Here is a 12460-nt window from a genome sequence, read left to right as displayed (position 1 = left end):
CAGGCACGATTAGTTTTCAAGTCTGTCAAAAAAATTAAGTGTAACACATAAACAAAATACCATGGATACGAAACAAAGAAATTTATACCGACTGGATGAACTTTCTGATTATAAGATTGCTTCTAATTACTCAGATGTAAGAGGATGGAAAATAGTAGATGCTGACAACCGCACTATAGGAACTATTGATAACCTTTGGGTGAATAAGGATATGCAGCGAGTGATTTATCTGGATGTTAAGGTCGATAAAAAATTAATAGAAGACGGACGCAAGGAAGTACACGATGCTATTGCTTACGACAATGGAAAAGAGTTTGTTTATAAGGATGGAGACAGCCACATTATCATTCCCATTGGATCGGTAAACATTAATAAAGACACAAAGATTGTTATGGCCAACAGCATAGGATATGACACCTTTAGAAATACAAGCAGATATAACAGCCAGGATAAGTTCGACAGGAACTATGAAAGAAATGTAATGCGATCTTATTATCCTTCTAACGATCCTGAATTTTATGACAGTGATGATGATAAATTTTACAATCGTCGAGAGTTCGAAAATCATTTATAATTTCATTACTCCAGTATAACTGTTCAATAATAAATAGAATTAATTATGGAAACAGAGATTTTTAATTTAGAAAAAAAATATTGGCAGGGCATGGAGGATCACCAATATGAAACAGTAAAAAATCTCACTCATTTTCCCTGTATAATAGCTGGAAGAAATGGAGTGCAGAGTGTAGATGAACCCAGTTTTAAAAAAATGTTTGAGTCCGGCGAAGGCGATAAAATAAAAGTATTGGGTTATTTAGATTTTATATCTCAGCAGCCGACCCAAGAAACTGCGGTAACAGCTTATATAATCGAATTATTGGATACAAAAGAAAATAAATCTGTCAAATGTGCCTGTACTTCTACATGGATAAAAGAAAATGACCGCTGGCTGTGTATGCTTCATACCGAAACAGAATTATCTTCTAAAAAATAAAAAAATGAATATATTGCAGAACAGCATTCCACAGCTTTTAATCATTGCTTTGGAATGTTTTTCTTTTTCTGAAACCTTTGGGTCTACAACTGGATATTTTCTATAAAAATGAGTAGTTATTCTTCCCAGCTCAATTCATAAAAAAGCAGGTCTTCTTCCTGAGTCGTATCTTCTCCAATTCCTTCAGGCGCATAATAGTGTTTTTCGTATTCCATGTTTTTTCTGTTTATGTGGTTAGTTTAATACTCTCTCTCAGAGATATTGGTTTCATTAAAATTATTTTTTTTACTTTAATTTGTTTTATATAATTTCATTTCAGCCTTTTAAAATTTACATCTTTCAGGCTTCAATTTTTAGCACTTATCTGAGTACATATAAGTGTAAATAGTATGTTATTACAAAGTTTTTCAGACTTATTACAAATTAGTGTTAGTGTGCTGTGATATCGTTTTATTTTGTTATAAAATTGTATTCGATTTAAAGACAAAACGACTTTATTCCAGACTTTTTCCCTTAAATAGTAGTGGCATGAAATACAAAAACATATTACTAGTCAACGATAATACAGATGATGCAGAGATTTTTGTGTCAGTTTTGAATGCAATCAGCCATGAAATCAGATCTTCTGTAGAGGAAAGTGCACTTGAGGCTTTAAAAAAGCTTAAGGATTCAAAAATCTGTCCTGATATAATCTTTTTGGATTATAATATGCCTTATTTTGATGGGAGCGGATTCCTTAAATTACTTCGTGATATTAAAGGCCTAAGAAAGATTCCAATTGTACTTTATTCCCGAAATTCAGGAATTATGCTGCAGGATGAAATAGACAAATTCAAAAGAGTGAAATTTTTGAAGAAACATGGCAGCTTCAAAAAGCTTTTTGAATCATTGCAAAAAATAATTATAGGTAAAAAAAGAGAAGATTGTACTTGAAATTATAATTTCATGCACGGATTAGATTTAACTACAAATTCTTAAATAAAAAAGGTTTTGAGTATTCTTAAAACCTTTTTTATTGCAGTTGTTTTTTAGTTTTCTAATTGCATAATTTTAGAAACAACATTGCTTTTTGTCAGCAGTTTTTCATCTGGCTGACTTCCTCCAATTGAAATTTTGATTTTGCCTTCATATTGCTTTAAACTGCCTTCTGGTGTAACATACGAAAGATCTTCAGGAGAAAGATTAAAAGTAATTGTTTTATTTTCACCAGGTTTTAAATTGAATCGTTCAAATCCTTTTAAACTTTTCAAAGGTGTTTTTATTGCTGTATCCTGATTAATTAAGTACAGCTGCGCCACTTCTTCGCCTTCTGTTTTTCCGGTATTTGCTACTTTAACCAAAATAGAAACTGACTGTCCTTTTTTAATTTTAACTGGTGTTTTTAAATCACTGTATTTAAATGAAGTATAACTCAGTCCGTATCCAAAGCCGTATAGCGGCGTTCCTTTAAAATAACGATACGTTTTATTATCCATTTTATAATCTACAAAAGAAGGTAAATCTGAATCGTTTTTGTAAAAAGTAACAGGAAGTCTTCCTGCCGGGTTATAATCTCCAAAAATTACATCGGCTGCTGCGGTTCCTGCCGATTGTCCGCCGTACCAGATATTTAATATTGCCGGAATATTTTCTGCTTCCCACGGAATGGCTATTGCGCTTCCCGTCATCATGGCAAAAACTACTGGTTTTCCAGAAGACTGAAGCGCTTTTAAAAGTTTGGTCTGCACCTCCGGAAACAGGATAGAGGTGCGGTCACCTCCTTTAAATCCGGGAAAATCGACAGGCATTTCTTCTCCTTCCAGCTGTGGCGAAATACCGCCGGCAAAAATAAAAGCGTCAGCATTTTTATGATGTTCAATTAAATCTGCAAAATTGGTTTTTACAAAATTTCCGGTCTGCAGCGATACTTCTGCTTTTCCTTCTCCCTGCCAATATTCCAATACTATTTTATAAACTGTATTTTTTTTGGTTTCAAGTTTAAAAGTTTTTTCTCCCCATCTATTCTTCTGCCAGGCATTTACAACTTCTTTTCCGTTTATTATAAAACGATAACCGTCATCGGCTTTAAGTTCAAAAGTAACAGAACCGTCCTGATCTGCTGTAAAGTTTGTAGTATAACGCGCAGAGAAATGATTTGCTTTGATGTTTTGAATTACAACTTCTCCTTCCTGCCAGAAATTATTGATTTCTGATTCGCTTCTAACCGCTTCAGGCTGTCCTGAAAGAGTAGTATTATTGTAATATTCAGCTTTGAAACCTTGTTTGCCTTCGTATGAGTATTGATTCTTCAAGTCTTTGTAAACCAGTAAAGTATCATTTGTAAAGTTAACTGCTTTCTCATAAATAACTTCTGTATCAGGACTCACTTTCTCTTTAATACCCTGCAAAACTGTAGTCAGTTTAGACGGAGTTCCGTTATAATTTCCCAATATTGAAATAGCATTGTCGGCGTTTGGTCCCAGAACCACAATCTTTTTTAGGTTCTTATTTAAAGGAAGAATATTTTTTTCATTTTTAAGTAAAACGATCGACTGTCTTGCCATTTTTAAGGCATGTAACTGATGTTCTTTGCTTTCTAAAACAGAAGATGGGGTTTGGGCATATTTGACCATTGATACTGGATCAAACATTCCAAGTCTGAAACGAATCATAAAAAGACGTTTTACAGAAATATCAATCTGTTTTTCGCTGATTTTTCCATTTTTAACAGCCTGAACAAGTGCTTTATAAGCATCGGTGCCGCAATCAATATCAGTGCCATGAAAAACGGCATCGGCAGCAGCAGATTCAGCATCGGGATGTGTTTTATGATTCTTAAAAAAATCGTCAATCGCCCAGCAGTCTGAAGTAACATAACCGTCAAATTTCCATTCTTTTCTCAGAATATCATTCATTAAAATGTCACTTGCACAACAAGGCTGTGTTCTAAATGCATTGTAAGCACACATAACACCGGCTACATTCGATTCGGTTATTAATTTTCTAAAAGCAGGAAGATAAGTGTCCCAAAGTTCATAAGGCGTTACATCAACATCAAAAGTATGTCTTAGCGATTCCGGACCGCTGTGAACAGCATAATGTTTAGCACAAGCGGCCGCTTTTAGGTATTTAGGATCATCTCCCTGTAGGCCTTTTACAAAAGCATCACCTAAGACAGCTGTTAAGTAAGGATCTTCTCCATAGGTTTCCTGTCCGCGTCCCCAGCGAGGATCACGAAAAATATTGATATTTGGAGTCCAGTAGGTGAGTCCCAAATAACGTTCGTTGGTTCTTTTAAGTTCAACCGCTTTATTGTATATGGCCCTGCCTTCAAGAGCTGAGTAGTCGGCCATTGTAAAGAGTGAATTTTTATCGAAAGTTGCCGCCATTCCAATAGCTTGAGGATAAACCGTTGTTTTAAATGGAGTTCTCGCAACTCCATGCAAAGTTTCGTTCCACCAGTCATAAGCAGGAATACCTAATCTTGCAATTTCAGGTGACGAATTTAGCATTTGAGAAACTTTTTCTTCTAATGTTAAACGACTCACAAGATCATCAACTCTCTGTTCAAAACTCAGTGACGGATTTTGAAATTGAAAATCATACTTTTTGTCTTGTGAATAGGAATAAAAGCAAATTAAAAATATGAGGCAGTATATCGTTTTTTTCATCTTCATGGAATTATTTTTTTGGTGTAAAAGAATTAAGGTTAGATAGTAAAGGTGATTGCAACCGATTGTGTAAATAAAATAAATTTTTTCCAATTAGATATTATTATGCTTAAAAAATAATGGTATTTGTATTAAATAGAGAGTAGTATTGATTTTTATTGACTTTATTTAGGTATTTATAATTATTTTATAAACTGACTGATTGCTTTTTTATGTTGTACCAGCCATTTTAAACTATATTTTAATAAGAGAAGAGGGGATTAAATTTTTGGAATTGCATTTCAAAAAATGATTTCATAATTTATTACCTATTTATATAAGATAGTTTAAAAATATATAGCTGTAAAAAGTTATTGTAAAACAAATAAATCATTAATCTGCCTCTATATACTATTGTAGTATAAAGTTGTATTAATTGATTTATAAAAAAATGGATTGAACTTATTCTTAAAAAAATGAATACTCTCTGTTTGAACACTGTATAAATTAACAACCGATTGTTTAAATTGACTTTTTCGTCGTTTTTTGGCTTTAATTTATTTTTAATTTCTATAGTTATTTACAGCTTTTGTATTGAAATATCTTGTATTTAACATTATTTTTACTTCAATTTTTTCTAAATACACCAAATATTTACTCTTTTATTCTTTTGTTAAATTTTATAAAAAATCATTTTATAATTGATAACAATCGATATCTTCTGAAATGTTTTTTTAATAAAAAATCAATATTTTAATTGTAAAATTAGTTTTTACATTTTTTTTTGAGGCTTTTTTTTTGTAATTATCAATAAAAATTTACACAACCGATTGTGTATTATTTGTTTTTCTATATATTTGTTTTAAATACACTTATTAACTAAACCAAAGTTCTAACTTAATTTAAATCAATTTTTATGACTAACTTTTTTGTTACAAGTAAGCACAAGCGTTTTAAATGCTTATGTTTTTTGATGTTAATGCTTGCGTTTTCCTATCATATGGATGCGCAGACAACAGTCACAGGTATGGTATCAGATGCCAATGGACCAATTCCTGGAGCGAATGTAAATTTAAAAGGTGCTAAAAATGGAGTAAGCACCAGTTTTGATGGTAATTATTCTATTAGTGTTCCTTCAAATGGTACTCTTGTTTTTAGTTTTATAGGTTTGAAAAGCAAAGAAGTTGCTGTAAACGGACAAAAAACTATTAATGTTACTCTTGAAGAGGATTTAAGTACATTAAAAGAAGTTGTTGTTATTGGGTATGGTACTCAAATGAAAGAGTCTGTAACAGGTTCTGTTGCCTCGATAGGAGGTAAAGAGTTAAATGAAGTTCCTGCTGCAAACATAACGCAGGCTCTTCAAGGAAGACTTCCGGGGGTCGAATTAACACAGACTTCTTCAAAACCGGGAGCGGCAATGCAGATTCGTATTCGTGGAACCAGATCACTTACAGGAAGTAATGATCCTTTGATTGTACTTGACGGAGTTCCATTTGCAGGTTCGATAGGAGATATTAATCCTGTTGATATTAAATCTGTTGATATTTTAAAAGATGCTTCGGCAACTGCTATTTATGGTTCGAGAGGAGCAAATGGTGTTATCATGATTACCAGTAATAAAGGACGTAAAAATCAGCAGGCAACATTTAGCTATAATGGTTTCAGCGGTATAAAGCAGGTTTTTGGCAAATATCCAATGATGAATGCTGAAAGGTTTGCAGCGCTTCGTGATTATGCCGGATTATATACAGATGGTGTTGATGAATCTAGAAGCACAAATACAGACTGGCAGGATTCACTTTACGGAGCTGGTGAAATGATCAGCCATGATGTGAGCGTTGCAGGTGGAACTGAAAAAGGTTCATACAATGCAGGATTAGGTTATTATAAAGAAGAATCGGTTCTTCCGGGACAAAAATTCGAACGTTACAGCCTTAGAGCGGGTGTAGACCAGCAGATTGGAAGTGCATTTCGTATAGGATTTACAACAAATAGTAATTACGCTGTAACAAATGGAGATAACATTGGAACAGGAACTATTTTAGGAACTTCTCCGCTTGCAAATCCTTACAGAGCTGACGGATCTTTGAAAAGAATAGTAAGTATGGGTGCTGATGATCAGTGGGTTTACACAAGACAATCAATTAAAAACTTAGGTGAATCGTATATTAATTTAACCAGAGCTTTTAGTTCATACAATAATATTTTTGCAGAATTAAAAATTCCGGGAGTTAAAGGTTTAAAATACCGTCTAAATACGGGATTGAATTTACGTACTTCAAACAGCGGTTATTATGAAGGGCAGGGAGTTTTTGATGTAAACCCGGCTACTTTGTCTAATGCTTCTATAACGAATGCATTGTCTACTCAATGGCTTATTGAAAACCTTTTGACATACGACAGAACATTTGCTGATAAACATACAGTAAACTTTGTTGGTCTTTATTCAAATGAGCAGTATACAGGAAACAGCTCTCAGATTTCAAGAAATGGAATTACTTCTGATGCATTTCAGTTTTACAATTTAGGTCAGAGTGAAGAAGAAGCAGTTATAAATCCGGCAAATCAGGATTATACACAATGGGGACTTCGTTCTTATATGGCCAGACTTATGTATTCGTATGACAATAAATACTTCATTTCAGGAACGATACGATCTGATGGATCTTCAAGATTATCTGACGGTAATAAATGGGTAACTTACCCGGCAGTTTCTGTGGGTTGGAATGTTTCAAATGAGTCATTCATGAAAGGCATTAAGGAAACAGTTAATTTAGTGAAACTGCGTGCTGGTTATGGAGAAACTTCTAATCAGGCAGTAGCACCTTATGCTACTTTGGGAGCTTTAAGCACAAGACCTTACAATTTTGGAAATACAAATTCTACAGGTGTTTATGTAACAGAACTGCCAAACCCAAATTTAGGATGGGAGTTTTCTACTACATGGAATTATGCTCTTGATTTCGGATTATTTAATAATCGTCTTTCTGGTACTTTAGAATATTATAATACACAAACAAAAGACCTTTTACAAAGAGTAGGACTTCCTGCAACATCTGGTGTAAGCAGTTATGTAGCTAACGTGGGAGCTACAGAAAATAAAGGATATGAAATATCTTTAAACGGAGTAATTCTTGACAATCCGGAAGGATTAAGCTGGTCTGTTGGGTTTAACTTGTATGCTAACAAAAACAAACTGGTTTCTCTTGCTTCGGGAGCAGAAAGAGACGAAGCAAACTCTTGGTTTGTGGGACGTAACATAAACTCAATTTATGATTATGAAAAAGTTGGAATCTGGCAGGAAGGTGATCCTTATATGTCAATTTTAGAACCTGGACCAACAGGAATCAATCAGCAGGGAACAGTTGTGGGATCAATCAAGGTAAAATACACAGGAGATTTTAACCCAGATGGATCGCCAACCAGAGCTATAAATGCAAATGACAGACAAATTATAGAAACAGATCCTGATTTTCAGGGAGGTTTCAACACAAACTTAACTTACAAAGGTTTTGATTTTTCAGCAGTTGGAGCTTTTAAAAGCGGTGGTGTATTAATCAGTACGCTTTACGGCGGTGCAAGTTACCTTAACTTAATGAACGGCCGTAGAAGTAATGTTGAAGTTGATTACTGGACGCCAGATAACAGAGATGCAGAGTTTCCTAACCCAAGAGGTATCAGAAGCGGGGATAATCCTAAATACATTTCAACAATGGGGTATTTTGATGCTTCTTATGTTAAAATCAGAGCCCTTACTTTAGGATATACATTAGATCAGGATTTTATTAAAGATTTAGGTATTAATAAACTAAGAGTTTATTTTACAGCACAAAATCCATTTGTATTTTTCTCTCCTTATCATAAAGCATCAGGAATGGATCCTGAAACCAACTCATTTGGAGATGAAAATCAGGCAGTATCCTCTTACCAAAGAAGATTTTTGGTTATTGGTACTAATACCCCTAGTACCCGAAATTATTTATTTGGACTTAACTTAACATTTTAATCAAGAAGAACTATGAAACGATATATTTTTAGAAATTTAATAATAGGATCTGTAGTTTTATACTCCTTTGCCAGCTGTACTGATATTCTGGAAGAAAAGCCGCATGATTTTTATGAACCGGGTTATTTTAAAACAGAACAGGGAGTAATACAAGGATTAACCTCTCATTATGCACACCTTCGTTATATTTACGGACAGGCTTATTTTTATAATGCTACACAAACAGGTACAGATGAAGCAACGTATGCGCAGAGTGCAGACGGAAATTTTAAAGATCATGATTTATCGGGAGTTGGTGTAATTAACCCTAATTCAAGCCGTTCAGATGTTTTATGGAACAATTCATACAATGATATCAACACGGCCAGCGGTATAATCGAGAACGGAGCTGCTGTAGGAGTTTCAAGCAGTCTTATTGCCGAGTCAAAATTTTTCAGGGCTTTCGATTATTTCTTATTGGTTCAGACTTTTGGAGGTGTGCCATTAGATTTAGGAGCTGGAGAATTGAAATTTAACAGTAAACCTTCGAGATCTTCAAAACGTAATACAGTTCCAGAAGTTTATACAAAAGCTGTTTTTCCAGATTTAAAAGCAGCAGTTGCTGAACTGCCGGATGCTGCCCGATTAACAGGTACTGCAACCAAAACATTAGCTCGTTTAATATTGGCAAAAGCGTATTTGACTTATGCATGGTGGCTGGAAAATCCAAATAATATTCCAACTTATCCTGAAGCACCGCGTACAGATCCTGACGGACATAATGCACAATGGTATTTTCAGCAGGCTTATGATTTAGCCGTAGAAGGAATTAATAATCCTGGTCCTTATGCCTTACTGGATTCTTTTTATGATGTAAACGCAGGTCCAAATGACAGAAACAAAGAAGTAATGTTATATGCAGATCATACTGAATCAAGCGAATATTACAATGGAGGAAGTCTTACTTACGGAAGCGGCGGAGCTCCTGATAACTTCGCAGGCTGGATGGTAACCTGGAATTACACTTCTATTAGAAGTAAAAACGGAAGCGCTTCGGTTTCTTCTGTTCAGCGTGAAGCCAATCAGTTTTTAGGACGTCCATGGACAAGAATGGCGCCTCCAATTGAAGTTTTTACCAAAACTTTTGCAGATAAAACAAATGATTCAAGATATGACGGAACTTTTGCAGCAGTTTACCGCGGTAACTGGAATTTGCAGGGAACAGGTCTTACAACTGTGCCGACTTTAACCAATGCAAACGGATTAACGATTAAACCTGGCGACGCTGTATTAACTTTTTTAAATGATGAACCATTAACACCAATTACTTATCCTTCTGGACAAGGAGACAGCGGTGTTGGAGCAGGAATTTTACCGGGAAGAGCAGATTATGTTATTTCTCCAAACGGAATAAGCAGAATTGTATATCCAGGTTTCTGGAAATTAGGACCATATCGTACCGATAATGCGGGCGGATTAGGACAACCTAATGCTGCAAGTACAAGACCTTACCCTGTAGCAAAATTCTCTGAGTTGTATCTGGTTGCGGCAGAAGCTGCTGTTAAAGGTGCAACAGGAACACTAAGTGCAAGAACTCTTGTAAATGTGATAAGAGCAAGAGCAGGAAAATGGCGCTGGGATAATAACGGAAATACAGCAAAAATAGCAGACAACAGTGCGGCTATGACTACTGCAACCCCGGCAATAATTGATATTAATTACATTTTAGCGGAACGTTCACGTGAGTTTTTTGGAGAAGGATACCGCTGGTATGATTTAGTAAGAACTCAAAAATGGAATGAGATTGCAGGAAAATATTCAATTGGCGGATCTAACTATGGTCAGCATACACCTGAAGTTGTAACCAGAACTATTGATGCACATCATTATTTAAGACCAATTCCTCAAGGACAGCTAGATGGTATGGAAATGAGTGCAGATGAAAAAGCTAAATATCAAAATCCGGGTTACTAGATTAACTTTTTAAACAAATTTAGATCCTATTTATAAGAGTTGATTTTACGGTTACTTTTTGATGATCTTAAGTTTGTAAGTTGAAAGCCGAGGGCATTTTCTCTCGGCTTTTTAATATTTTTTTGAATAAATAAATAATACACAAATGATTAAAGGAAATATCTTTTTTTTACTGGCAGCAGCACTTCTGTGTTCTTATACAGGAACTGCTCAGAAAAAAATGCAATCAAAAAAAACAGCTGTTTTTTCTAATGTCGTTTACAATGGTGATGATCAGATTTATAAAAATAATCCATTAAAACCAGACGAATTTTATACGCCTATTTTACAGGGATGTTATCCAGATCCTGCCATTACCAAAAAAGGAGATGATTACTACATGGTATGTTCTTCATTTGCAATGTTTCCCGGCGTGCCTATTTTTCATTCCAAAGATTTAGTAAACTGGACAGATTTGGGAGGTGTTTTAAACAATGTATCCGAATTTAATCCGCATGATACCGGAATCAGCGCAGGAGTATATGCACCCGGAATTACCTACAATCCGCACAATGATACTTTTTATATGATTGTGACAGCCTTTTCAGGTGGCCTTGGAAATATCATTGTCAAAACAAAAGATCCCATGAAAGGATGGGGAAGCCCTATAAAATTAGACTTCGGCGGTATTGATCCTTCAATCTTTTTTGATGAAAATGGCAAAGGATATATCGTTCATAATGACGCACCCGATAAAGGAAAAGAATTATACGAAGGACACCGTGTAATTAAAGTTTGGGAATATGATCTTACTACTGATAAAGTAATTCCCGGCACCGATAAAATTATTGTAGACGGAGGAGTAGACCTTTCTAAAAAACCTATTTGGATTGAAGCACCGCATTTATATAAAAAAAATGGGAAATATTATTTAATGTGTGCCGAAGGCGGTACAGGAGGAAATCACAGCGAAGTTATTTTCACCAGTGATAGTCCAAAAGGCCCTTTTAAACCAGCATCAAATAACCCGATTCTTACCCAGCGTTATTTTCCAAAAGACAGAGCCAATAAAGTAGACTGGGCAGGCCACGCTGATTTAATACAAGGACCGGACAATAAATATTACGGTGTTTTCCTGGCAATCCGACCTAACGAAAAAGACAGAGTAAATATAGGAAGAGAAACTTTTATACTTCCTGTAGACTGGTCTGGCGAATTTCCTGTTTTTGAAAACGGATTAGTTCCTATGCAGCCAAAACTAAAAATGCCGGCTGGAGTTACAAACCAAACCGGAAAAAATGGGTTTTTTCCAAATGGAAATTTCACTTTTACCGAAAATTTCACTTCTCAAAAATTAGATTACAGATGGATAGGATTAAGAGGTCCTCGCGAAAACTTTAGTTCAGTAAGTAAAAAAGGTTTAGAAATAACGCCTTTTGAAGTAAACATTAAAGAAATGAAACCTACTTCGACACTTTTTTACAGACAACAGCACAATACTTTCTCATTTACAGCATCAGTTGATTACAAACTGCAGTCAGAAAAAGATCTGGCAGGAATTGTATGTCTTCAAAATGAACGTTTTAATTATGTTTTCGGGATTACTAAAAAAGGAAATGATACTTTTATAATACTGGAAAGAACAGAAAAAGGACAGTCAAAAATTATAGCAAGTTCTAAAATCAAAATAACAAATACACTTCGTCTGCAGGTAAAAGCTGCGGGAGACAATTATGAATTCAGTTATGCTGTAAATGGAGTTGATTTTGAAAATTTAGGCGGAACCGTTTCTGGCGATATTCTTTCAACAAATGCTGCCGGAGGTTTTACAGGGGCATTAGTAGGTTTATATGCTACTTCGGCTAATGATGCTCATCCATAATCAGGATAAAAATT

At 34.8% G+C, this 12460-nt stretch carries 7 protein-coding genes; 6 read left to right on the top strand and 1 reads right to left on the bottom strand.

Features of this window, described 5'->3' with window-relative positions; genetic code table 11:
* Positions 1 to 61: 61 nt before the first annotated feature.
* The 3 genes from FJOH_RS20120 to FJOH_RS20110 all read left to right on the top strand — a co-directional run bounded on the left by FJOH_RS20120 (position 62) and on the right by FJOH_RS20110 (position 1927).
* Positions 62 to 574 carry a PRC-barrel domain-containing protein gene (locus FJOH_RS20120; RefSeq protein WP_012025863.1) on the top strand — a complete coding sequence of 171 codons (513 nt, stop codon included), beginning with the start codon at positions 62 to 64 and terminating at the stop codon, positions 572 to 574.
* 45 nt (positions 575 to 619) lie between these two features.
* Positions 620 to 994: a DUF4440 domain-containing protein gene (locus tag FJOH_RS20115; protein WP_012025862.1), complete on the top strand. Its 375-nt coding sequence runs from the start codon at positions 620 to 622 to the stop codon at positions 992 to 994.
* Positions 995 to 1522: 528 nt separating this feature from the next.
* The gene (locus tag FJOH_RS20110; protein ID WP_012025861.1) at positions 1523 to 1927 is read left to right on the top strand and encodes a response regulator; all 405 of its coding nucleotides are present in this window, start codon (positions 1523 to 1525) and stop codon (positions 1925 to 1927) included.
* Between the two features lie 95 nt (positions 1928 to 2022).
* Here the strand turns inward: FJOH_RS20110 and FJOH_RS20105 are convergent, their stop codons facing one another.
* Positions 2023 to 4650, bottom strand: coding sequence for a glycoside hydrolase family 3 protein (locus tag FJOH_RS20105; RefSeq protein WP_012025860.1), 2628 nt, complete (start codon positions 4648 to 4650; stop codon positions 2023 to 2025).
* Positions 4651 to 5539: 889 nt separating this feature from the next.
* On the opposite strand from FJOH_RS20105, the gene FJOH_RS20100 reads away from it, so the two are divergent.
* The 3 genes from FJOH_RS20100 to FJOH_RS20090 all read left to right on the top strand — a co-directional run bounded on the left by FJOH_RS20100 (position 5540) and on the right by FJOH_RS20090 (position 12446).
* On the top strand, positions 5540 to 8632 hold the full coding sequence (locus FJOH_RS20100; protein WP_012025859.1) for a SusC/RagA family TonB-linked outer membrane protein: 3093 nt from the start codon (positions 5540 to 5542) through the stop codon (positions 8630 to 8632).
* Between the two features lie 12 nt (positions 8633 to 8644).
* Positions 8645 to 10585 (top strand): RagB/SusD family nutrient uptake outer membrane protein, encoded by a 1941-nt coding sequence (locus FJOH_RS20095; RefSeq protein WP_012025858.1) that lies wholly within the window; start codon positions 8645 to 8647, stop codon positions 10583 to 10585.
* Between the two features lie 145 nt (positions 10586 to 10730).
* Entirely contained in the window at positions 10731 to 12446 is a 1716-nt protein-coding gene (locus tag FJOH_RS20090; RefSeq protein ID WP_012025857.1) for a glycoside hydrolase family 43 protein, read from the top strand.
* Positions 12447 to 12460 lie beyond the last annotated feature (14 nt).

Origin of the sequence: Flavobacterium johnsoniae UW101, from assembly GCF_000016645.1 — a bacterium.
Taxonomy (GTDB): domain Bacteria; phylum Bacteroidota; class Bacteroidia; order Flavobacteriales; family Flavobacteriaceae; genus Flavobacterium; species Flavobacterium johnsoniae.
This window is presented reverse-complemented; position numbering and strand designations above follow the sequence as displayed.